Genomic DNA, 22,206 nt, shown 5'->3' on the forward strand with positions numbered 1-22,206 from the left:
TCGGAGCGTGGGGGCCGGTCCCTCCGGCCAGATCGGACAACCCAGTCCCTGTCTGTCAGGACAGGGCTGGAGCAAACGTCTTTCAAATACTGCTCAATGCCTGCGCCAGGTCTGCGCGCAGATCCTCGACGTCTTCGATCCCCACCGACAGCCTGACCAGTGAATCGCCGATGCCGAGTTTTGCGCGGTTTTCCGCCGGGATGCTGGCGTGGGTCATGATGGCGGGGTGTTCGATCAGGCTTTCGACGCCACCCAGGCTTTCTGCCAAGGCAAATAGCTGCACCTGTTCGAGGAAGCGCCGCGTCCCGGCCAGATCGGTTTTCAAGTCCAGTGAAATCATGCCGCCGAATCCACGCATTTGCCGACAGGCGAGGGCGTGTTGCGGATGCGCGGGCAGTCCCGGGTAGTAAACCGCAGCCACCTGAGGCTGACGCTCCAGCCATTGCGCCAGTTCAAGCGCGTTGCTGCAGTGGCGTTCCATGCGTAGTGCGAGGGTTTTCACGCCGCGCAGGGTCAGAAACGCGTCGAACGGTCCTGCGATGGCACCGACCGAATTTTGCAGAAAGCCCAGACGCTCCGCCAATTCCGGATTCTGGCCGACCACGGCGATGCCGCCGATGACGTCCGAGTGACCGTTGAGGTACTTGGTGGTGGAATGCACGACGATGTCGAAACCCAGCGCCAGCGGGTTCTGAATCCAGGGGCTGGCGAAGGTGTTGTCGGCGACGCAAATGATGTTCCGGTCACGGCAGATGCGCGCGATGGCGGCCAGGTCGGACAGACGCAGCAGCGGATTGCTTGGTGTCTCGACCCAGATCATCCGGGTGTCTTCCTGAAGGGCGGCTTCGACGGCGGAAGGATTGGTCATGTCGACGAAGCTGAAACGATGGCCCGCGCTGCGCTGGCGAACCTTGTCGAACAGGCGGAACGTGCCGCCATAGAGATCATCGCCAGATACGATGTGTGAGCCGACGTCGAGCAGTTCCAGTACCGAAGCAATCGCCGCCAGTCCGGAAGCGAACGCAAAGGCCTGGGTGCCGCCTTCAAGGTCTGCCACACAACGTTCCAGTGCAAAGCGCGTCGGGTTGTGCGAGCGGCCATAGTCCAGACCTTTGTGTACGCCGGGGCTGTCTTGCAGGTAGGTGGAGTTGGCGTAGATCGGCGGCATCAGCGCGCCGGTCGAAGGGTCCGGCGATTGACCGGCATGAATCACGCGGGTGGCGAAGGTGTGGGAGGGGGTGTGTTCGTCGTGCTGACTCATGCAAGGGATCTCCGCAAGTGATTGAGCAGGTCGACGCGGGTGATGAGGCCGTGAAAGCCTGAGGCGTCGGCGATGATGGCCACCAGACCGCGATCCAGTTCGGCCTGAAGGCTTGCCAGGCTGGCGTCTGGCGGCAGGGTTTCCAGCCTGCCAGTCATGGCGCTGGCGACCGTGGTGCGAAAATGCGACGCGTCATTGTGAACGCCCAGCAGGATATCGGATTCATCAATGACCCCGACCAGTTGCTTGCCGTCGATCAGCACCGGCAACTGCGAGACATCGGCCAGACGCATGCGCTGAAAGGCGGTGAGCAGGGTGTCATCCGGGCCGACGCTGATGACGCGGCCGTCCTCGAAGCGGCGGGCGATCAGGTCGCGCAGGTCTCCGTACCGGGTGCGCTGCAGCAGGCCCTGATCCGTCATCCACTGATCATTGTAGACCTTGGATAAGTACCGGGTTCCGGTGTCGCAAACGAAACTGACCACGCGTTTGGGCGTTTTCTGTTCGCGGCAAAACCGCAGCGCAGCGGCCAGCAGCGTGCCCGTCGATGAGCCGCCCAGAATACCCTCGGCGCGTAGCAGGTGGCGCGCATGTTCGAAGCTGTCTTCATCGCTGATGGAATACGCGTGACGAACGCTGGAGAGGTCGGCAAACGAGGGAATGAAGTCTTCGCCAATGCCCTCCACCGCCCAGGAGCCTGGCTCCGGCAGGGTGCGGGTGCGGCTGTATTGCGCGACCACCGAGCCGACCGGATCGGCCAGGACCATCTCAAGGTCCGGTTGCACCCGTTTGAAGAACCGGGTCAGGCCGGTGAGGGTGCCTGCCGATCCGACACCGACCACGATGGCGTCCAGGTCATGCTGTGTCTGGGCCCAGATTTCCGGCGCGGTGCTGCACTCATGGGCCAATGGGTTCGCCGGATTGTTGAACTGGTCGGCAAAGAACGCACCGGGTATGTCCTTCGCCAACCTGGCGGCGACGTCCTGATAGTAATCGGGATGGCCTTTTCCGACGTCGGAACGGGTGATGTGCACTTCGGCGCCCATGGCTTTGAGGTGCAGGACCTTCTCCGTGGACATCTTGTCGGGCACCACCAGCACGACCCGATAGCCCTTGGCGCGGCCTACCAGTGCCAGGCCCAATCCGGTGTTCCCCGCCGTCGCCTCGACAATGGTCCCACCGGGACGCAGCGAGCCGTCACGCTCGGCGGCGTCGATCATCGCCAGACCGATGCGATCCTTGATCGAACCGCCGGGGTTTTGGGATTCGAGTTTCAGAAACAACGTACAAAGCCCCGTGTCGATGCGACTGACGCGCACCAGCGGGGTGTTGCCAATCAGTTCAAGGACGGCCGGACGGGATTCAGCTGACATGTCATTTCCTCACGTGTACACCCCATACGAAATGGACAGCGACTCGTTGCAAATGTGCACCGGTCTGGACGCAAGGGTCGTCGTGTTCATTGACAGGGCGCGAACAGTCGGAAGGGCGGGTGATAGCGTTATGTTTGAAACGCACGGCGATACTGCCCTGGGGACATCCCGTGAACCCGCCGGAAGGCGACCCCAAAGGCTGCATCGGACAGATATCCCAGCGAGGCTGCAACGGTCGCGACGGCGGCGCCGCCCCGCGACAAGCGGGACGCGGCAACCTTCATGCGCCAGCACGTGGCGTACTCGACAGGCGACTGTCCGACACGGGCTTTGAACACCGCAGCAAAGCTGGAGCGCGACATGCGGGCGATCTGCGCCATGTCTGCCAGCCGCCAGGCTTTTTCCGGCGCGCCATGAACGGCACGCATCACGCTGGCGATGGCAGGCTCTCGTAACCCGCCCAGCCAGGCCAGGTCGGCGACGTCGGCCGTGGTGATATGGTGGCGCAACGCATGAACGAAGATCAGCCGCAGCAAGTCATTGCACATCGCGTAAGCGCCCGCTTGCGTCGATTGCCATTCCCGGTCCAGTTCATCCAGCAGCCAGGCAAACGATGAAGCGCCGCCGGCCCCGGCATGAATCACGATGGCGGGCGGTAACAGGTCAAGCAGCTCCGCCGCACCGGGGCTGACCAACGAGACACTGCCGCCGAGCAGTTCCACGTTATCACCTACCCCGTACGTTGCCGATGAACCTGACTGCGAGAAGACTTCCGACGCATTGATCGCGGGTATTTCCGGCGCGCTGGCCAGTACGAAGGGCGTGCGGGAAACCACGAAGCAGTCGCCTGCACCGAGGTGCCGTGGCGGCAGATCGTCCATGCAAAGCCAACATTCGCCCTGTCGCACGACGTTGAATTTCAATTCAATGGGCTGGAAGCGCAGCGCCCATTGACCTCCCGCTCGCAAGCGTACCGAGCACGCGGCCCTGAGTCCCGCCAGGGCCAGCACGTCGGAGAGCGGATCAGAAGAGGGATTCTGGATGATCACGATAAAAATCCGGATGATTTGAGCTGTTTCGTCCGCGCACCTTAACGAAGAATCTTTCCCTCTACTACACAGCGAGGGCCTTTTCATGACGACGCTTCAGCAACCCATTGCTTCACCGTTCGATGCCGCCAGTACCGCAGCCGACGTGATGGCGGGCGTGGACCTCTCGGGCCGGTTAGCCATTGTGACGGGCGGTTACTCCGGGCTGGGCCTGGTCACGGCAAAATGTCTGGCCGACGCAGGCGCGCAGGTCATCGTGCCAGCCCGGGATATCGAGCGCGCCCACGCAGCTCTCGTGGGGGTCAAGAACGTCGAGGTCCAACCGATGGACCTGAGCAGGCCCGACGCCATTCAGGCTTTCTGCGCTGACGTGGTCGGGCGGGGGCATCCGGTCTCACTGTTGATCAACTGCGCGGGCGTCATGGCCTCGCCACTGCGGCGCGACGCGGCAGGACACGAAAGCCAGTTTTCGATCAACCACCTTGGACATTACCGACTCACGTGTGGACTGTGGCCGGCCTTGCGGGCCTCTGGCGATGCGCGCGTCGTCGCCGTATCGTCGCGCGGTCACCACATCGCCGGAGTGGACTTCGACGACATCGATTTCAACCGTCGCGCCTATGACAAATGGAACGCCTATGGGCAGTCCAAAACCGCCAATGCCCTGTTCGCCGTAGCGCTCGACCAGCGCGGTCGCGAGCAGGGCGTTCGTGCTTTTTCATTGCATCCCGGCCAGATCCTGACCGATCTGGGCCGCCACCTGAGCCGCGACGAGATTGCCGCGTTCGACGTGCTGGACGAAAACGGCCAGCAGAAAATTGCGCCTGAACTCGGGCTCAAGACCCTCGAACAAGGCGCAGCGACCGGTTTGTGGTGTGCGACCAGTTCAGCACTGAATGGCCAAGGCGGGGTGTACTGCGAAGACTGCAACATCGCAACGCTGAACCGTCCGGAAACCGGCCGCAAGGGCGTGGCGCCGTGGGCGGTCGACGCCGAATACGCTGAACGGCTGTGGCGCCTGTCGGAGCAGTGGACCGCAATGGGTGTTTGAAAGACCAGGAGGGTTGTCCGAACCGCCTCTTCAGGCAATGAGAATGTAGTTTTCGACGTGGCATACCCCAGGCACCGCCCAGGCTGCATTCTCAAAGGCTTTTCTCTGCATCCACAGATCGACGTAACCTTCGAGTTTGACTGTCTTGCCTTCAACGGTCACCCGGACCTTACAGGCATCGAGCTCGGCATTTCGCGCGATCGCCGCTTCAATGCGCTCCTTGATGTCGTCGGGATTGGCCTTGGGCCGAACCACCAGCATGTTATTGATGCCAGCAACACCCGCCAGTTTTCGTATCGCGCTTTCAGCGGCTTCTTTCTGATATTGCCAGTCCACCCGGCCCTCCAGCGTGACCCAACCCTGCTGCACCTTGATCTGCATGCAGTCCTGCGGGATCGCGCTGTTCCACCGAAGCACATCCATGCACCGTGAAGCGATGGATTCGTCCCCGAGATCAGTCTCTGAAGCACGCCTGACCTTGATCTCCTCGGCAATGGCTTTCACCCCCTTGACGCGCTTGACTGCACGCTCGGCGGCGATCTTTTCCGCGTAGGTGTTGACGTGGCCGGTCAGGCACACCACGCCGTTCTCGATTGCCACGCCTATGGCGGCGGCGTCGATGTGGGGTTGAAATTCAAGTTCTTCAAGAATGGCTTTGCGCAGCAGCAGATCGTTCATGTTCGCTCCCATAGATAGGTGAATGACCCTGGAACGGGTCATGCCAATGGACATCGCTCATTGAACGGGTACCGAAGAAAAAAAACGTTGAGCTTTATCAGGATTTGGCGAGACATCGCTAATGCGCACGTAGCCTGTCCGAGGCCTCTGAAACGGTCGACACCTGTTTCTGACTTGAGTCAATAACCACCACTGGCCAAAGCGTCAGTCTTGGTGTTACCCAGAACCGTCCCGGCGCCAGGCATTCGACGGGGTGGGTTGACTGCGAGGGCAATCCGCATGTACGCGATGGTCTTACACCGAGCCGGGGAGCCACTGGTGCATTGCCAGTTACCGGACCGCACGCCCGGCAGGGGACAGGTACTGATCGATGTGGGGGCCTGCGGCGTCTGTCGCACTGATCTTCATGTCGTGGACGGTGAATTGCCTCATCCGCATCTGCCGTTGATCCCTGGCCATGAAATCGTCGGACGGGTCTCGGCAATCGGTGCCGGTGTGAAGGGCCTCCAGGCAGGTGACAGGGTCGGGGTTCCCTGGCTGGGCCACACGTGTGGGAGCTGCAGCTACTGCCGCTCTCATCGTGAAAACCTCTGCGACTCACCGGGTTTTACCGGTTACACACTCGATGGTGGTTTCGCCACTGCGACCGTGGCCGACGCGCGTTTTGTGTTCGCTCTGGATGAGCGAGGCACTGATGAGTCGTTGGCGCCGCTGTTATGCGCCGGTTTGATCGGCTGGCGGGCATTGTCCATGGCCGGACCGGGGAAAAGGCTAGGCCTGTATGGTTTCGGTGCGGCTGCTCACATCATTACCCAGGTCGCCATCGCCCAGCGTCGAGAGGTCTTCGCGTTCACTCGGCCCGGTGACAAAGAAGCGTGCGCATTCGCCAAGCGTCTGGGCGCAGTATGGGCGGGCGGTTCCGACGAGCCATCTCCGGAACCGTTGGACGCAGCCATCATATTCGCGCCGGTCGGTGCGTTGGTTCCGCTGGCGTTACATGCCGTTCGCAAAGGCGCGAAGGTGGTGTGCGCCGGTATCCACATGAGCGATATTCCGCGTTTCCCTTACCGCTGGCTGTGGGAAGAACGTTCGCTGTTATCGGTGGCCAATCTGACTCGCCAGGACGGTATCGATTTCTTCGCGGGGGTCAGGGACATGAAAATCGTCACCCACACGCACAGCTATCCTTTGCACCAAGCCAATCAGGCACTGGACGATCTGCGTTCCGGCGCTTTTCAAGGCGCAGCAGTGCTCATTCCTTAAGCACGGACAGCCATGCGGTGAACGCGGTACTCCACCTCATCACGTTGGAGCTTCCCATGTCGACGGACGAGCGCATTGCCACACTGATCGCCTGGTCCATAATCAGGGCCTTTAATTCACCCGCAGTGAGACGCTCATGACGATCGACTGGCCCGATTTCACGCCTTGGTCATCCCTTATCGGTGGCATGTTGATTGGCCTGGCGGCCAGTCTGTTTATCGTCGCCAACGGCCGTATCGCTGGCATCAGCGGACTGATCGGCAGCCTTTTGCAACGGAGTACCACCGGGGCAATCGAGACGGTGCTGTTTCTGACAGGGCTGCTTGTGGCGCCGTTGATCTGGCGCCTGTACGCCACGCTCCCGACCATCGAGTTTTCGAGCGGCTGGCCCGGACTCGTATTCGCCGGGTTGGCAGTCGGCATCGGCACACGCTATGGCGCGGGTTGCACAAGCGGCCATGGTGTCTGTGGCATTGCCAGGCTCTCGCCTCGCTCGATGGTGGCAACGGGGTGCTTCATGTTCAGCGGTTTCGCCACCGTGTTTGTCGCACGTCATTTATGGGGGCACTGAGCATGAGCAAGTTGACCGCATTCCTTGCCGGCATCCTGTTCGGTCTGGGCCTGCTTCTGGCGGGCATGGCGAATCCTCAAAAGGTGCTGGCCTTTCTCGATGTATCGGGTGCTTGGGATCCTTCCCTGGCACTGGTCATGGCAGGCGCAATCGCGGTCGCCATCGGCCCGATGGCCTGGGCTCGACAGCAGTCGAGATCAATCCTGGGAAACCCGATGCAACTGCCGGGCAAACGCACGCTGGACAAGCGCCTGGTGGGTGGCAGTGTGTTGTTCGGTATCGGGTGGGGAAACGCAGGCATCTGCCCTGGACCTGCCGTTGCCATTCTGTTGACAGGACACTGGCAGATAATCGTGTTCATGCTCGCCATGCTGGCGGGCATGTGGGTGTTCACCGCTCTGGAAGCCCGGCGTAGCCATTGATGGTGGACGCTGAGGGAAATCATGCGCAGTCATCCCGGATGGCCGCCAGACCTTGACCCGGCAGGCGCACCCGGCTCGGATTCAGCTCATGAGCCGCCGCCGGGCGACGACCGGAGGCTTACCCACAGGTTATTTTCGGGTGGCTTTTCCCAGCATGCGAGTGGCCCGCTCATTGGCTTCGTCAGCTGTTTTCTGCGCCTGACTGGCGGCACTCATTGCCATCTCAGCCTTGTCATAGGCTTGGTCCGCCCTGAGCCGTGCGGTCGCTGCGGTGTTCTCTACGGCCTCCATCCGCGCGTCCATTTCTTGGGTGTGTCGGTGACCGCACCCTGCTGTGAAAGCCAGGGGGATCACGATAAAGGCGGTCATGGCTAGGCGTTTCATCGCGTATTCCTCGTTGTGTTGCTGGAAAGAGGCAGAAGCTGCCGGGTCACCCAATCGTATCGTTACAACGAAAATACCGTTTGATTAAAGTCAGGAGATGTTCGCAACGTGACCGCGCGTTTTTCAGCCTCGACAGCCTCGATCAGCGTTGATCGAGGCTGTCGAACATCTCGTTTTCCTGTGAAAAGTGCAGGGTCAGGAGTGTGTCCAGACGAATCAATGTCGTGTGGATTTCGTCCCTTTGAAAATCCGCAGCGTGGTGAACAGGACCGTCGCTCAAGTGTTCGAGAAGATTCACCAGGCGGAAAATCTCGCGATGTGTGTGGCTCAGCGCGGCCAACGGGTCGTCTCCGTGCAGGTACGCCATCAGCATAGGGTAGAGCCGGTTTTCATCATCCTGTTCATGAGGCAGCAGGTCCTGGTCGAGCAGCGCCATCAGTGCCCGCAGTTCGGTTCGAGCGCGCTCCGGTTGCAGGTGATTGAAATCGCGGGCCAGACGATGCAGGGTCTTCAGCACCTTCGCCATTTTCTGATGATCGTCTCCGAGCCGTTGCAAAGATTCAGCCTTCAGCCTGGGCAACATTCTCCAGCCGGGTGATGTCAGTGCGCGCAATGCGTTAAGGATGACACCCACATCGATGCACTCCTGCACGACCGCCCCGGCGAGCGGCGGTAAATAACCGGCAGCAGCCACCAGCATCGCGAGCGTCGACAAGCCCATGCCGACGAACATGCTTTCCCGGGCGATCCGGCAGGAGCGGCGGGCGATTTCCATGGCGTGTGCGACGCGGTCGAGCCGGTCAACCAACAGCACGATGCCCGCCGCTTCCGACGCAGCGCTGGCGCCCGCAGCACCCATCGCAACGCCGATGTCCGCTGCTGCCAGTGCCGGTGCGTCGTTGATGCCGTCGCCCACCATCATCGTCGTGCCCAAGGCGCACGAGGTCTGGACAGCGCGCACTTTATCCTCGGGTGCCAGCCGGGCGCGCACCTCGTCGATACCCGCGCCAATGGCGATCCATTGGGCGGTCTCCAGACGGTCACCGCTCAGCATCGTGACCTTTTCCACCCCCAGGTGCTTGAGTGCACGTACGGCGCCAGCGGACTCCACGCGCAGTTGGTCGCTGAACACAACAGCGCCGGCAAGCTTGCCGTCCACCGCGATGAAACTGGCACCCGCTCCCTGGTAATCCAGGCGTGCCAGCAGTGCGTTCGACCACGGACTCTGCGTATCGAGATAGGCCAGGCTGCCCATTTCAACGCGTTGCCCATCGACAAGGCCCTTAAGCCCGGCCCCGGCGGATTCGCTGATCTCAGTCGGCATGCCCAGTACAACGTTGGCCTTTTGTGCCGCTGCGGCGATGGCGCTGGACACCGGATGTGTGGAGGCCTGTGCCAGCGAAGCCGCCAGGTACAGCAAGCGGTCCTGACTGATATCGCCCGTGGTTTCGACACTGTCGATGCACGGACGGCCGGTGGTGAGCGTTCCGGTCTTGTCCAGCATCAGAAAACAGGTTTGCGCGACCGCCTCGAGTGTGGCGCCGTCTTTAACCAGAATGCCTCGTCGGGCACAGCGCGAAATGCCCGAGAGAATGGCGATCGGGACGGCCAGAATAAGCGGGCAGGGCGTTGACACCACCACCACCGCCAGCGCGCGCAGAGGGTCGCCCGACAGCACCCAGGCGATCCCCGCAATCAACAGGGTCACGGGGATGAGCATCAATGCATAACGGTCCGCAGCCCTCACAAAAGGCGCTTTTGAACGCCGTGCTGCTTCGGCCATTCTCACGATGCCTGCGTAGGTACTTTCGCCTGCACGGTGGGTGACCTGAAGCGTGAAGGGGGCTCCGACGTTGACTGAACCGCTTCTGATAGTCGCCCCCGCGGAAAACCCGACAGGAATCGGTTCGCCCGTGAGTGCAGACTCGTCGACGGTAGCGCCACTCATCACAAGGACGCCGTCAAGCGGAATCACCTCGCCCATGCGCACCAGAATGCGCTGTCCAGGCATGACACAGTCCAACGGGACCTGAGTCAGACTCTCACCCTCCAGACGCCAGGCGAAGGTGGGGGCTCGCTGAATCAAGCGACGCAGCTCACGCTCGGCACGTTGGGAGGTATAGAACTCCAAAGAGCGTCCAGAGGCGAGCATGACCGCAATGACTGCCACCACCAGAAACTGCGAAAACCATAGGCCAGCGGCAATGGACAACAGGGCGATGAGATCCACACCGACCTGCTTGCGTAACACGCTGATGATGACCTCCAGCCCGGTAACCACCATCAGCAGGACCGCAGAGGCTGTCCAGAAAAAATGCGCCAGATCGGGACGCCCGAAGGTGTTGGCGAACAGGCCAGCCAGCAGGGCGGCGATCGAAATCAGTAAAAGTGCGGGGTCCAGCCTGCCTCGTTGCATGATCTCTACCTTATGCCGGTTGTGGATTCGCAGGATCGAACGACGAAGGCACGCGGACCTCGCGGTTACCCTCAATGGCTGTCACGGCGGTTGTCGCCAGAACGCGCGTGGGTGTTCTTGTCCCTGTCACTCCAGTATTTCTGCATCTCGATAAACAGGAACGAGGCCGTCCAGGTGATGAGAACAAGGCCTGTCAGGGCCTCCAGCCCCGTCAGGAATTTGAGCGGGCCCGTTGGCGTGATATCACCGAAGCCTATGGTGGTGAAGGTGGTAAAGGAGAAATACACCGAATCCATGAAGCTGCCGTCGTAATTCCCTGTCAGTTGCCCCAGGTGTTCAGAGGCATTCATCAGGTAATACCCCAGCGCGAAGATCCAGACCTCGACGGCATGCGCCACCAGTGCGCCGAGGACGCCGAAGACCATTCTGAATCGGTGCCAGATGTTGAGTCTGGGCATCAGCAGGTTAAGCCGCATCAAGCATTCGTAGTGGACGATGACTGCGGTGGTGATGATCAGCGTGTTGATCAGCGTAATCAGGATCATGAGCGCGGCCTCCGACATTCCGTGAGTGTGCACCGTCCGTCCCTGTCGGGCTTGATAAAGATCACGTCTCTAAGGGAATGTGGCCACCCGTGGTTTTTTTGATCTACATCAGAGAGCCCCCTTGAAGGCTGGTCACACTGGCTGCAGAGCGCGGAACGACAGACGTTGAGCCTCACTCACAACATCCTGTCTCCCCCGAGGTGGCTATGGACGATCCTGCACAGCTTCTTTTGATCGCGTCTTCCAGAATGCAGCGCACGCCGGCATTCGAGCGCGCGGTCGCAATGGCCGAGGCCTGCCACTGCGGTTTACGGATCCTTGCGGTGGATTACATTCGGGTCCTTGAGGTACTCGGGTTCTTCAATCAGGAGATTCTGGCGACGCTGCGCGACAGTTACCTGCTGACTCACCGCCGGTGGCTGGAAGACGAAGCCGTGTACGAGCGTAAGCGAGGCCTGGATTGCAGCGTTCATGTGATGTGGAGCGATCGGGTGGCCGAAGAAATCAGCCATTGCCTGGCGTCGATGCAACCGGCGATGCTGATCAAGGACGTACACCATGAATCGGTTCTCAAGCGCGTGTTTTCTACGCCGCTGGACTGGCACCTGCTTCAGGAGTGCCAGTGCCCTGTGCAACTGGTGACCCCGAACCATCACGCATTGCCCCGCAAGGTTCTGGCGGCGGTGAACCTCTACCGGGCCGACGACATGGATCTGCGCCTGAACGACGCGATATTACTGGAAGCGACCGAACTGGGCCGGCAGACCGGCGCAGCGGTGCATGCGCTTTACGTCTACGACTGGTCGGCCATTTACGCCGCAGGGATGCCGCGCCTGGGCATGCCCATCGAAAGCGGGTTCGAGGAGGCATTGAGCGATGCCCACGAAGAGGCGTTCGCACGGTTGTGCGCGCGCCATGGAATCGATCCCAGGCACCGTCACTTCCTGACAGGTACGCCAATTTCCACCATTAATGGTTTCGCCCGGCAGAATGAGTTTGATCTGTTGGTGGTGGGCACGTTGCCTCGGCACAACCTGCCCCTGATCATGGGCAATACCGCCGAGGCGTTGCTGGGTCACGCACCGTGTAGCGTATTGATTGTGAAGGCTCGTCAGGGAAGCGAGGACCTTTGATTCACAGCGGCTGCGCGCGCTGAGTGCAGCCGTTGATGAGCTGCTTCAGGCGTTCAAGATCGAGGATTTCCACCGCGCGGCCGGAAACCCTGACAATCGCATTGTCACGCAAGTAGGCAATGGCCCGGCAAATGGTTTCCAGGCGTAATCCCAGGTAGGAACCGATGTCCTCGCGGGTCATGCGCAACACGAACGCGGTCGGCGAGTAGCCCCGATGTTTCATGCGGTTGGACAGATTGAGGAGGAACGCGGCCATCCGCTCTTCTGCGTTCAGGTTCCCCATCAGCAGCAGCATCTCATGGTCCCGGACGATCTCCTGGCTCAGGATACGGTTGAGGTTATGCTGGAGCGAAGGCAGTTCCCGAGACAGCTTCTCCAGTTCGCTGAACTGGATCGGGCAGACCTCGCTGTCTTCCAGCGCGATGGCATCGCACACATGGCGGTCGTCGCTGATCGCGTCGATCCCCAGCATTTCACCGGCCATCTGAAAGCCGGTGAGTTGCTCTCGACCGTCTTCTGAAATGATCGTCGTTTTAAAGAAACCGAACCGCACTGCATAGAGCGAACGTAAAGGGTCGCCCGCGTGATACAGCGCAGCGCCCTTTTTGACTTTGATTCGCTGCGGGATGATGTCAGAGAGACGCGTGGCGTCGCTGACACTCATGCCTACCGACAGGCACAGCTCACGAACGGAGCAATTGGAACACACTGTCTTGAGCTGCATCTTCGGCGCAATGATCGATCGTGCTTCCATGACGGTATTCCTTGATTAGCAGGGCTAAGAAAGGTTTAACACAGTCCTGCCCTTGCAGCAGGCATTCTGGATCAATGGGGACGGGTGTTCGAGCCGCTCGTTATAAGGGGCGACAGAACGGGTCTATCCAGGCATCCGTCTGGAAGGATTCACGTCCCCTGAGTTTGAGGTGTGTCCATCGGGATGCAATCGCATCACCCTCCAGTGTCCGGGCGCGCAGGCTGAAAACAGTGATCCAGATCAACGTTTCGCGCGCAGGCCCCTACCTTCCATCGGACATTCGCCCCGCGCGCCGCCTGAAACCTTCCGAAAGGGCGGCGCTATCGAGGGCCGGCTGACATAAATCAAGTCACGACGCAGCCCCGGGATGATCATAAAGCGACCTGAATCCCGAGCCTTGCCGTGGCGGGCTCACTCTCTGTGGATGCTGCTGGAGGTGTCAAATGGTCGAGTCAGAACGCTTGATGTTGATTGCTTCACCCATCATGCATAAAACGCCAGCCTTTGAGCGAGCAGGGGCGCTGGCCAAGGCCAAGGAGGCTCCACTGCACATCGTCGCGTTCGACTACGTCGACGGCCTGGCAACGGCGGGCCTGGTGAACGAAGAGGCGCTGGTGCAAATGCGCGAGGGCTATGTTCAGCGACATCGGGACTGGCTGGAGGAGCAGGCAGAGAGCATTCGTCAAACGGGCGTGCGGGTTACCACTGAAGTGGTATGGGTCATGCGGGCGTTCACGGAAATCATGGTGCATATCCGTGAACTCAATCCTTCGCTGGTCATCAAGGATCTGGAGCATGAGTCATGGATAACCCGTGCCATGTTCACCTCCCTGGACTTGCGCCTGCTGTATGAATGCCCGGTGCCTCTGCACCTGGTATCCCGTCTGACGCATGCAAAACCGCGCAAAGTACTGGCAGCCGTCGATCCGTTTCGCCCTGACGAGCAGTTCGATGACATCAATGGGGAAATCATCACCGCCGCCGAAAAACTGGCCGCGCAATGCGATGCCGAACTTCACCTGGTGTACGCCTACGATCTGTCCTACGTCTTTGCCTCCGGCGGCTATGACGGCTTCTCTTCGGTCCTCGCGCAACAGCTGTATGACGCCGACGCGTTGGCCTTTCGTAAGCTGGTGGAGCGATTCGGGGTTCCCGGGAACCGTCAGCATCTGATGATGGGCAGCCCGGCCAAACAGATCGAAGCCCTGGTCCGTTCGGAGGGGATCGACGTTGTGGTCATGGGGACGGTCCATCGTCGCCACACTCTCAGACTGCTTGGCAGCACCACCGAACAAGTGGCGTATCACGTGCCCTGCAGCCTGCTGACCGTAAAACCGTCTGCCCCTGAAGCCTGAAGCGGATGGCAGGCGCCGCCCTCGGATAAGAGGGCGGCGCCTGGTGCAGGGATCACGTCAGTTTCAGGCGATACACGACCTGAGTGGCATCCAGCGGGTCTGTGTGGCACTCGAAACCCAGGTCCTGCGCCAGTCGATGCATGTGGGTATTCGCTGAGCTGTCCATCGACATCATGTACTCGAATCCATTGGCTTTCGCCGCGTCGATCAAATGCTCCATCAGCCTTTTGGCCAGGCCTTTGCGCTGCCATTGATCGGCAACCACGACCGCCGACTCGCATTCGCGGTCGCCCGGCGCGGCCGCATAACGCGCAACCCCGATTTCAATCAACTGCCCATCCTCCATGGTGAGTGCGACATACGCCATGCGCAGCCGGTAATCGACGTCCATCAACTGATTCATCAGCGGTTCGCCGGGCTCCTTGATCGTGCTGAGGAAGCGGAAGTGTCTGGATTCCGGTGAAAGACTTGTGATGAAGGCGAACTCCCTTTCACGGTCCTTGGCTTCCAGGGGGCGAATCAGAATGTGTGTGCCGTCAGTCAAAGGATCCACCCAGTGGCGGGTCCTCACGCTGGGCATTGAAGACTCATGGTTCGATGCGTCATGGGGCAGGGTAGTCATAGGGCTGTCCTCGATTTATCCGCCGGAAATAGGGGCGGCATCGTCTGTTTACGCCACGTATGTCGTTTGTTTCTGATCCAGATCAATACTGCCTGTCGGTACAAAGGGAGACTGACCACCGGTGATCGGGCCGAGCGTTGAGAATTGTTCAGGGAGAAACCCATGACGGATACGTCGCGCCAGGTGCTGCTGGTCCTCAATGCAGGTTCTTCCGGCATGAAGTTCTCCCTGTACGCGGCCATTGCGGACAGCGGCTCCCGTCCACGGTGTTACGGGCAGGGTATTTTCGAGCTCACGCCCGAACGTTCAAGTCTGGTGTTCAGGCGTACTGGCAGCGCTTCGCTGGATCAGCAGCAGTGGCCGCGTGGCGCCGCGTCTTCACGGCAGGGAACGCTGCTGAACCTGATGCAGTGGATTGAGAAACACAACGACTGGCACATTTGCGCCGCGGCCCATCGGGTCGTTCATGGCGGCCTACGGGCAGACGCCGTGTGTCGCGTCGACCCACAGCTCATGGCGGAAATGGAAGCGCTGACGCCATTGGCGCCGCTGCATCAGGGGCAGTGTCTGTTGCCCATCAGTTATCTCCTCGATGAGCATCCGGACCTGCCGCAATTCGCCTGTTTCGACACCGCGTTTCATCAAACACTTGATCCTGAGGAATACACCTATGGGTTGCCCCGCGCACTGACCGAACAAGGCGTGCGTCGCTATGGGTTTCATGGTTTGTCCTATGAGTACATCGCCAGCGTCCTGCCGGACTGCGACGAACAGGCCGCGCAAGGGCGCACGATCGTCGCTCATCTGGGCAACGGCGCGAGCCTGTGCGCCATGGAGAAGGGCGTGAGCCGGGCGACCACCATGGGTTTCTCGACGCTCGACGGGCTGCTGATGGGGACGCGGCCCGGGCGTCTGGACCCCGGCGTATTGCTGTATCTGATGCGCGAACGGGGCCTGAGCCTGAAGGCGCTTGAACACCTGCTGTATCACGAATGTGGGTTGCTTGGGGTGTCAGGCGGGATCGGCAGCGACATGCGAGTGCTCGCCAGCAGTCCAGCCCCCGAAGCCAGACAGGCGATCGCGTTGTTCGTGCACAGCGTTGTCCGTGAAATCGGCACCATGGCAGCGGCCCTGGGGGGGCTTGATGCACTCGTGCTTACGGCGGGCATCGGCGAACACGCGATCGGCGTGCGTAACGCGATCCTGGAAGGCTGCCGGTGGCTAGGTTTGCAGCCGATGCCTGCTGACGCCCGCGAGGGGCCTGTCCGACTCTCTCGGCCAGAGAGCGCGGTGTCGGCCTGGGTCATTCCCACCGATGAAAACCTGATGATGGCTCGCCACGCCCTGCGGGCGCTTCGCGAGAGCGACTGACTACCTTATCGATGACTTGCCTGCGCGCCACGCGTCGCACCGCGCCCACACGGAGTTGCCATGTATCGCTTCAATGCTCTGCTATCCAGCGCGGACCGAACGGAAACCGCTGAGCCGTCTCCCACGCCCGGCCCCGCAAACGTTGAACCGCTCGATGCCGAAAGCCTTGCAGGTCTTCATCGCTATTGGAGCGCCGCCAATTATTTGTGCGTCGGCCAGATTTACCTGAAAGCCAATGCGTTGTTGCGAGAGCCTCTACGACCCGAGCACATCAAGCCGCGTCTGTTGGGTCACTGGGGGACCTCTGTCGGGCAGAACTTCATTTACGTCCATTTGAATCGACTGATCCGCAACCATGGCGTCGAAACGATCTTTGTTTCTGGCCCCGGTCACGGCGGCCCTTCCATGAATGCCTGTGCCTGGCTTGAGGGAACCTACAGCGAAGTCCACCCGACCATTACCCGCGATGAAGCCGGCATGCTCCGGCTGTTCCGGAGTTTTTCGACCCCCGGCGGCGTACCCAGCCACTGCGGGCCCCATACCCCCAATTCGCTGCACGAGGGCGGGGAGCTGGGGTATTCACTGATGCATGCGTTCGGGGCGGCCTTCGATAATCCGGACCTGTTGGTCGCCTGCGTCATCGGCGACGGTGAAGCAGAGACGTGCCCGCTGGAGGGCAGCTGGAAAAGTGTTCATTTTCTCGACCCCAGGCGCGACGGCGCGGTGTTGCCGATTCTCCACCTCAACGGCTACAAGATCTCCGGGCCGACAGTGGAAGCCCGGCTGGCCGACGCGGATCTGATGGATCTCTATCGAGGGCGTGGCTACCAGCCCGTTATTGTGGCGGGTGACGACCTGCCGGGCATGCACCAACGCTTTGCGGCGGCACTCGACGCCTGCTACGACAGCATCCGGCACATCCAGCGAGACGCCCGGTCACGGGGCGGGGCGGTCCGGGCACGCTGGCCAATGATCATCCTGCGCAGTCCGAAGGGCTGGACCGGGCCAAAAGTGGTCGACGGATTGCCCGTAGAGGGTACCTTTCGCGCGCACCAGGTGCCGCTCGCCCATGTCGCGAGCAACCCGGAACATTTGCAGCAACTGGAAGCGTGGATGCGCAGTTACGCGCCGCAGTCCCTGTTCGACGAAGAGGGCGTGCTGTTCCAGGAATTGCAAGCGCTGACGCCTCCAGCCCCGTTACGCATGGGGGCCGTGGCCAGCGTCAATGGTGGGCGGCGGCTGGTTGCGCTGGATCTGCCGGACTTTGCCAACTACGGTCTTGAAGTCCCGCAGCCCGGGCAGGTGATCGCGGAGGCACCGCGCAAACTGGGTGAGTATCTACGGGATGTCATGCACAACAACCCGGACAATTTCAGGGTGTTCGGGCCTGACGAAACCAACTCCAATCGGCTCAATGCCGTGTTCGAGGCCAGCGACCGGACGGCTGCCGGTCCCTGCCTCGACATCGACGATCACCTCGCCCCGGATGGCCGCGTCATGGAGGTGCTCAGCGAGCACCTGTGCGAGGGCTGGCTCGAAGGGTATCTGCTGACCGGGCGCCACGGCATGTGGTCAACCTACGAGGCCTTCGCCCAGACGGTCGATTCGATGGTTACCCAACATGCCAAATGGCTGCAGCAGAGCAAAGAGTATGCCTGGCGGCGCCCGTTGGCATCGCTGAACATCTTCCTGACCAGCCACGCCTGGCGCAACGATCACAACGGGTTCAGCCATCAATCCACTGGTTTCGTCGACAACGTGCTGCAGCGCCGGTCCGATGTGATACGCGTGTATTACCCGCCGGATTCAAATTGCCTGGTCAACGTCTTCGACCACTGCCTGCGCAGCCGCAACTGCATCAACGTCATCACCTGTGGCAAACAACCGGACTTTCAATGGCTGAGCCCGGAACAGGCACGGGCGCACTGCTCACGCGGTGCCTCGATATGGCCCTTCGCGAGCAACGACACGCATCTGGCTCCCGACGTCGTGCTGGCTTGCGCCGGGGATGTTCCGACCACCGAAGCCGTGGCCGCCAGCTGGCTGTTGCAAAAGCATGTTCCCGGGATTCGGGTCCGGCTGGTCAACGTGGTTGACCTGGGCGTGCTCAGCGCACCGCAGGTACGACCTCACGGTTTCGACCAGGCATCGTTCGAAGCGCTGTTTACCGCCGAAGCACCGGTGATGTTCGCGTTTCACGGATCGACCTGGGTGATTCATTCGATGGTCCACGGGCGGGCGAACGAGGCACGCTTTCACGTTCGTGGTTTCAGCGACCGTGGCACCACCACGACGCCGTTCGACATGGTGGTGCTCAATAACATGAGCCGTTTTCAGTTGGCGATCGACGCGCTCGCCCACGTCCCGCGTTTGCGTGAACAGGCCTCGGAGGCGGTGTCGTTTTTCGAGGAGCAACTGCGTCGCCACTTCGTCTGGATTCGCGAGCACTTCGAAGATCTACCGGAGATCCGTAATTGGCAATGGACCCCGGACTTCAGTGAGTCGCAGCAACCGCCGCCATTGGCTAGAGGCCACCTCAGGGCCCAACCGTTTACCGATGCCTGAGCCCGGCGCGGGGGCACCGAACCTTTATATCGACATGAGAGGAGCAAAGCGATGAATAACACGATGCAGGCGGCAGTTGTCGAAGCGTTCGACAGGCCTTTGGTCCTGCGCCAATTGCCGATCCCTGAGCCTGGCGCGGGACAGATCCTGGTGCGAACGGAAGCGTGCGGTGTATGCCACACCGACCTGCACGCGGCCCGCGGCGATTGGCCAGTCAAACCGTCGCTGCCTTTTGTACCCGGGCACGAAGGCATCGGGACCGTCGTGGCCATTGGCGCAGGGGTCAGCAGTGTCCAGATGGGCGAGCGCGTTGGCGTGCCGTGGCTTTATTCAGCGTGCGGCCACTGTGAATACTGCCTGAGCGCTCGGGAACCGGTGTGCGCTGACGCGAAATTCGGCGGCTATACCCAGAATGGTGGATTCGCGGAATACATCCTGGCGGACCCGAACTATGTGGCGCATATTCCTGCCGGGCTGGATGCACGCGAAGCCGCGCCGATCATTTGTGCCGGGGTGACGTCGTACAAAGGCATCAAGGAAGCCGACGTCAGGCCGGGTCAGTGGATAGTCATTTCAGGCGCGGGTGGATTAGGGCATCTGGCGGTCCAGTACGCCAAAGCCATGGGCTTGCAGGTGTGCGCGGTCGATATCGATGACGAAAAACTGGCCCATGCTCGCCGCTTGGGGGCCGATGCGGTCGTCAATGCGCGGGATGATGACGCCGTCGAAGCCGTACAGGCCGCGACGGGCGGAGGCGCCCATGGCGTGCTGATCACGGCGCCGTCGCTGAGCGCCTTCCGGCAGGGCGTCGCGATGACCCGTAAACATGGCACCTGCGTGCTGGTGGGGCTGCCGCCTGGAGAGTTTCCAATGCCGCTGTTCGACGTCGTGGCCAACTGCATCACCGTTCGCGGTTCGTTCGTGGGCACCCGACAGGACATGGCCGAAGCATTGGCATTCGCGGCGGCCGGCAAGGTCAAGGCAGATGTCGAGCTGCAGCCGCTTAGCGCGATCAATGACGTGTTCGAACGGCTTGAACATGGGGGTGTCGCCAGCCGTATCGTGATCGAGTTTCCTCCGGCAACGAGCCTCTGACGGTCAAGGGCCTAGGTGGCGACAGTCGAGCTGACGCGGCTGTCGCAACGCTGGGGGCTCGACGCAGGCGAAGCCCCGTGAATGAATGCTTGCTTTCACGCGGTTTCGTTCAGCCTGCTTATCGCCCGCTGCCCTGGTGCTTACGATTCATTCCTTTTGAGTGTCAACGGACGTCCTGTCTATTGATGCTTAAGCCGCTTTTTTATTCTTCAACGGTGCACGAACTAACACAGACTGACAGCACGCCTTGGTGCGTCATCTGAAGAAGCGCCTGGTTTTTCGTTAGTTTGCTATTTAAAAGAAAAATAAGGCAGTTTAATTGACCAGAATCAATAATTAGTCTGCTCATGATGAGCCGCCTTACAATAGCCAAAGTAAGACTAAAGACTAAGTGCCTGCCGCCCGTTTTCATCTATTTTTCACAAATAGCCTGACACAGTGATGGCCATGTGATGTCATGGTTATGTGCGTGTTGAAGCAACAATAACCACCACAATAAGAACCACAAGGTGACGGTCATGGGCGTAAGAAGTTTGCGGTTAAGGTCCAGGGCGATACTGGCGTTTGGAGTGATCTGTTCACTGCTGATCGTTCTGGGGGTCAGCGCGCTCTATGAAATGCGGGGCATCGTCAAATCGGTGGACGCATTGCGGGACAGTTGGCTTCCGGGTGTGCGTCAAGCCGGAAAAATCGAGACGGCGGGTTTTTTGTACCAACTGGGGGCTCGCCGCTTCGTCATGGAGGAAGGCCGGCTCAGCGCTGAATCGCTCGAAAAGCTTGATCGGCTCAAGTTGAATTTGCAGGTTGAAACGGATGCCTACGAAACGCTGATATCCAGTCCTGAAGAGCGTGCCCTTTATGGGGAAGTGAAGCAAGCGGTGCAACAATTCGCCAGGGTCAGTGATCAGTTGCCAAGGCTCGGCAAAACCCAGACCGATAGCGATCCAGGCCGTTTCCTCAGTGACCTCACACAATACGGCGCGGTGTTGCAGGAGAAGGTTGAGTCGCTGATCAAAGCGAACGAAAGCGGCGCAGACACCTCCAGCTTCGATGCTCAGACCGACTATCAGCTTGGCAAGTATACGGTGCTGTTTATGATTATCGCCGCTATCGTGCTGACGGTTATCGTAGCCATGTTGTTTACGCGCAGTATCGTGAACCCAGTGCATGCACTGTTGGGTGCAACCCGGAACATCGCCGACGGGAATTTAAGCGTCGCGGTTGAAGTGAACGGTGCCGACGAATTGACCGAGCTTCAAAGTGCAACGGCGAAGATGCGTATCAATTTAAGAGAGACGATCGAACATATTGCTCATTCTTCCGGACAGTTGGCGTCGGCGGCTGAAGAGATGAGTTCGATTACGCAAGAAAGCACCCAAGGTGCGCGACAACAGAGCGTGGAAACCGAAATGGCCGCTACGGCGGTGAATCAGATGACCGCTGCCGTCGAGGAAGTGGCACGCAATGCGTCCTCCGCTTCACAATCGACCCAGATGTCGGAACGCTCGGCGGTGACCGGCCAGGCGCGAGTCGGGCACACCATCACCTCCATCGAAAAACTCAGTGCCAGCGTCAAGCAGACCTGTCTGGAAGTGGAGGGCCTGGCAGGCAAGACACAAGACATCGCCAAAGTACTGGATGTCATCGGATCGATTGCGGAACAGACCAACCTGCTTGCGCTCAACGCTGCCATTGAAGCCGCTCGCGCCGGCGAGCAGGGCCGTGGCTTTGCGGTGGTCGCTGACGAAGTCCGTGCGCTGGCGCATCGCACCCAGGCCTCCACACAAGAAATCGAAAAAATGATCCAGGACATCCAGAAGGACTCAGGCAACGCGGTTCACTCCATGCGCCGCAGCAATGAAGAAGCGCAGATCACCTTGTCCACGGCCCAGGATGCAGGCGTGGCGATCAGCGAAATCACGGCGGCCATCTCCGACATCAACGAGCGAAACCTGCTGATCGCCGCCGCGTCGCAAGAGCAGGCACAGGTGGCTCGTTCCGTGGATGAAAACCTCGTCAGCATTCGTGATCTCTCGGTCCAGAGCGCCTCGACGGCTCAGCAAACGGCGACCGCGAGTCAGGAGTTGTCGCAACTGGCAGTGGATCTGAACCGCCTCGTCAGTCGTTTTGCCGTCTGATTCGTGATGATTGGCACCGGTCAGTCACCGGCCAGGGCCGGCAGAGGTCAAGACACAATGCCGCGTAGTACGCTCGTCGACACTTTGTTGCCCGATAGTGACGCATTGGACACGCTTGGCGTTCAATGCTGGTCTAACCTGTTCATGGCAAAGGACGGCA

At 60.4% G+C, this 22,206-nt stretch carries 19 protein-coding genes; 10 read left to right on the plus strand and 9 right to left on the minus strand.

Translation table 11 applies throughout. The features are described from left to right. Positions 1–82: 82 nt before the first annotated feature. The 3 genes from BMY73_RS05875 to BMY73_RS05885 form a co-directional block, all read right to left on the minus strand. A complete protein-coding gene (locus BMY73_RS05875; protein WP_092405711.1) occupies positions 83–1,261 on the minus strand; it encodes a cystathionine gamma-synthase in 1,179 nt (392 codons plus the stop codon). Continuing rightward, positions 1,258–2,634, minus strand: coding sequence for a pyridoxal-phosphate dependent enzyme (locus BMY73_RS05880; protein ID WP_092405713.1), 1,377 nt, complete (start codon positions 2,632–2,634; stop codon positions 1,258–1,260). Before BMY73_RS05880 ends, BMY73_RS05875 begins: the two co-directional genes overlap by 4 nt. A gap of 128 nt (positions 2,635–2,762) precedes the next feature. Further along, entirely contained in the window at positions 2,763–3,683 is a 921-nt protein-coding gene (locus BMY73_RS05885) for an AraC family transcriptional regulator (RefSeq protein WP_256570901.1), read from the minus strand. A gap of 85 nt (positions 3,684–3,768) precedes the next feature. On the opposite strand from BMY73_RS05885, the gene BMY73_RS05890 reads away from it, so the two are divergent. Then, complete coding sequence (locus BMY73_RS05890; protein ID WP_092405717.1) at positions 3,769–4,734, plus strand: oxidoreductase; 966 nt, start codon at positions 3,769–3,771, stop codon at positions 4,732–4,734. A 30-nt stretch (positions 4,735–4,764) separates the two neighbouring features. Here the strand turns inward: BMY73_RS05890 and BMY73_RS05895 are convergent, their stop codons facing one another. Further along, positions 4,765–5,412 carry a BON domain-containing protein gene (locus BMY73_RS05895; protein ID WP_092405719.1) on the minus strand — a complete coding sequence of 216 codons (648 nt, stop codon included), beginning with the start codon at positions 5,410–5,412 and terminating at the stop codon, positions 4,765–4,767. A gap of 279 nt (positions 5,413–5,691) precedes the next feature. On the opposite strand from BMY73_RS05895, the gene BMY73_RS05900 reads away from it, so the two are divergent. From BMY73_RS05900 to BMY73_RS05910, 3 genes are all read left to right on the plus strand, one after another. Further along, positions 5,692–6,675: a zinc-dependent alcohol dehydrogenase family protein gene (locus BMY73_RS05900; protein ID WP_092405721.1), complete on the plus strand. Its 984-nt coding sequence runs from the start codon at positions 5,692–5,694 to the stop codon at positions 6,673–6,675. Positions 6,676–6,811: 136 nt separating this feature from the next. Next, positions 6,812–7,246, plus strand: a complete 435-nt coding sequence (locus tag BMY73_RS05905) for a YeeE/YedE family protein (protein WP_092405723.1) — start codon at positions 6,812–6,814, stop codon at positions 7,244–7,246. Positions 7,247–7,248: 2 nt separating this feature from the next. Then, positions 7,249–7,668, plus strand: coding sequence for a DUF6691 family protein (locus BMY73_RS05910; protein WP_092405725.1), 420 nt, complete (start codon positions 7,249–7,251; stop codon positions 7,666–7,668). Positions 7,669–7,797: 129 nt separating this feature from the next. Here BMY73_RS05910 and BMY73_RS05915 read toward each other — a convergent pair whose 3' ends face one another. The 3 genes from BMY73_RS05915 to BMY73_RS05925 form a co-directional block, all read right to left on the minus strand. Beyond that, positions 7,798–8,052: an Lpp/OprI family alanine-zipper lipoprotein gene (locus BMY73_RS05915; RefSeq protein WP_092405727.1), complete on the minus strand. Its 255-nt coding sequence runs from the start codon at positions 8,050–8,052 to the stop codon at positions 7,798–7,800. A gap of 142 nt (positions 8,053–8,194) precedes the next feature. Then, the gene (locus tag BMY73_RS05920; RefSeq protein ID WP_092405729.1) at positions 8,195–10,468 is read right to left on the minus strand and encodes a heavy metal translocating P-type ATPase; all 2,274 of its coding nucleotides are present in this window, start codon (positions 10,466–10,468) and stop codon (positions 8,195–8,197) included. A gap of 71 nt (positions 10,469–10,539) precedes the next feature. Continuing rightward, complete coding sequence (locus tag BMY73_RS05925) at positions 10,540–11,013, minus strand: potassium channel family protein (RefSeq protein ID WP_092405806.1); 474 nt, start codon at positions 11,011–11,013, stop codon at positions 10,540–10,542. 206 nt (positions 11,014–11,219) lie between these two features. Here BMY73_RS05925 and BMY73_RS05930 point away from each other — a divergent pair, with 206 nt between their 5' ends. Beyond that, positions 11,220–12,146 carry a universal stress protein gene (locus BMY73_RS05930; protein ID WP_092405731.1) on the plus strand — a complete coding sequence of 309 codons (927 nt, stop codon included), beginning with the start codon at positions 11,220–11,222 and terminating at the stop codon, positions 12,144–12,146. A gap of 1 nt (position 12,147) precedes the next feature. Here BMY73_RS05930 and fnr read toward each other — a convergent pair whose 3' ends face one another. Then, positions 12,148–12,900: a fumarate/nitrate reduction transcriptional regulator Fnr gene (gene fnr, locus BMY73_RS05935; protein WP_092405733.1), complete on the minus strand. Its 753-nt coding sequence runs from the start codon at positions 12,898–12,900 to the stop codon at positions 12,148–12,150. 443 nt (positions 12,901–13,343) lie between these two features. Here fnr and BMY73_RS05940 point away from each other — a divergent pair, with 443 nt between their 5' ends. Continuing rightward, positions 13,344–14,255, plus strand: a complete 912-nt coding sequence (locus tag BMY73_RS05940; protein ID WP_256570906.1) for a universal stress protein — start codon at positions 13,344–13,346, stop codon at positions 14,253–14,255. Between the two features lie 52 nt (positions 14,256–14,307). Here the strand turns inward: BMY73_RS05940 and BMY73_RS05945 are convergent, their stop codons facing one another. After that, complete coding sequence (locus tag BMY73_RS05945; RefSeq protein ID WP_092405735.1) at positions 14,308–14,877, minus strand: GNAT family N-acetyltransferase; 570 nt, start codon at positions 14,875–14,877, stop codon at positions 14,308–14,310. Between the two features lie 162 nt (positions 14,878–15,039). Between BMY73_RS05945 and BMY73_RS05950 the strand changes: the two genes are divergently transcribed. The 4 genes from BMY73_RS05950 (at position 15,040) to BMY73_RS05965 (ending at position 22,046) form a co-directional block, all read left to right on the plus strand. Next, positions 15,040–16,248, plus strand: coding sequence for an acetate/propionate family kinase (locus BMY73_RS05950; protein ID WP_092405737.1), 1,209 nt, complete (start codon positions 15,040–15,042; stop codon positions 16,246–16,248). Positions 16,249–16,308: 60 nt separating this feature from the next. Beyond that, on the plus strand, positions 16,309–18,813 hold the full coding sequence (locus BMY73_RS05955) for a phosphoketolase family protein (RefSeq protein WP_062381632.1): 2,505 nt from the start codon (positions 16,309–16,311) through the stop codon (positions 18,811–18,813). A 51-nt stretch (positions 18,814–18,864) separates the two neighbouring features. After that, complete coding sequence (adhP, locus tag BMY73_RS05960) at positions 18,865–19,908, plus strand: alcohol dehydrogenase AdhP (RefSeq protein WP_062381630.1); 1,044 nt, start codon at positions 18,865–18,867, stop codon at positions 19,906–19,908. A 518-nt stretch (positions 19,909–20,426) separates the two neighbouring features. Further along, on the plus strand, positions 20,427–22,046 hold the full coding sequence (locus tag BMY73_RS05965; protein WP_062381628.1) for a methyl-accepting chemotaxis protein: 1,620 nt from the start codon (positions 20,427–20,429) through the stop codon (positions 22,044–22,046). The last annotated feature ends 160 nt before the right edge of the window (positions 22,047–22,206 follow it).

Source organism: Pseudomonas sp. NFACC02 (genome assembly GCF_900110765.1).
In the GTDB taxonomy this organism is placed as follows: Bacteria; Pseudomonadota; Gammaproteobacteria; order Pseudomonadales; family Pseudomonadaceae; genus Aquipseudomonas.

Excerpts from the sequence above, each read along its gene's own strand:
- BMY73_RS05875 (WP_092405711.1), bottom strand. The coding sequence starts at position 1,261 with ATGAGTCAGCACGACGAACACACCCCCTCCCACACCTTCGCCACCCGC.
- BMY73_RS05880 (WP_092405713.1), bottom strand. The coding sequence starts at position 2,634 with ATGTCAGCTGAATCCCGTCCGGCCGTCCTTGAACTGATTGGCAACACC.
- BMY73_RS05890 (WP_092405717.1), top strand. The coding sequence starts at position 3,769 with ATGACGACGCTTCAGCAACCCATTGCTTCACCGTTCGATGCCGCCAGT.
- BMY73_RS05895 (WP_092405719.1), bottom strand. The coding sequence starts at position 5,412 with ATGAACGATCTGCTGCTGCGCAAAGCCATTCTTGAAGAACTTGAATTT.
- BMY73_RS05900 (WP_092405721.1), top strand. The coding sequence starts at position 5,692 with ATGTACGCGATGGTCTTACACCGAGCCGGGGAGCCACTGGTGCATTGC.
- BMY73_RS05905 (WP_092405723.1), top strand. The coding sequence starts at position 6,812 with ATGACGATCGACTGGCCCGATTTCACGCCTTGGTCATCCCTTATCGGT.
- BMY73_RS05910 (WP_092405725.1), top strand. The coding sequence starts at position 7,249 with ATGAGCAAGTTGACCGCATTCCTTGCCGGCATCCTGTTCGGTCTGGGC.
- BMY73_RS05915 (WP_092405727.1), bottom strand. The coding sequence starts at position 8,052 with ATGAAACGCCTAGCCATGACCGCCTTTATCGTGATCCCCCTGGCTTTC.
- BMY73_RS05920 (WP_092405729.1), bottom strand. The coding sequence starts at position 10,468 with ATGCAACGAGGCAGGCTGGACCCCGCACTTTTACTGATTTCGATCGCC.
- BMY73_RS05925 (WP_092405806.1), bottom strand. The coding sequence starts at position 11,013 with ATGATCCTGATTACGCTGATCAACACGCTGATCATCACCACCGCAGTC.
- BMY73_RS05930 (WP_092405731.1), top strand. The coding sequence starts at position 11,220 with ATGGACGATCCTGCACAGCTTCTTTTGATCGCGTCTTCCAGAATGCAG.
- fnr (WP_092405733.1), bottom strand. The coding sequence starts at position 12,900 with ATGGAAGCACGATCGATCATTGCGCCGAAGATGCAGCTCAAGACAGTG.
- BMY73_RS05940 (WP_256570906.1), top strand. The coding sequence starts at position 13,344 with ATGGTCGAGTCAGAACGCTTGATGTTGATTGCTTCACCCATCATGCAT.
- BMY73_RS05945 (WP_092405735.1), bottom strand. The coding sequence starts at position 14,877 with ATGACTACCCTGCCCCATGACGCATCGAACCATGAGTCTTCAATGCCC.
- BMY73_RS05950 (WP_092405737.1), top strand. The coding sequence starts at position 15,040 with ATGACGGATACGTCGCGCCAGGTGCTGCTGGTCCTCAATGCAGGTTCT.
- BMY73_RS05955 (WP_062381632.1), top strand. The coding sequence starts at position 16,309 with ATGTATCGCTTCAATGCTCTGCTATCCAGCGCGGACCGAACGGAAACC.
- adhP (WP_062381630.1), top strand. The coding sequence starts at position 18,865 with ATGAATAACACGATGCAGGCGGCAGTTGTCGAAGCGTTCGACAGGCCT.
- BMY73_RS05965 (WP_062381628.1), top strand. The coding sequence starts at position 20,427 with ATGGGCGTAAGAAGTTTGCGGTTAAGGTCCAGGGCGATACTGGCGTTT.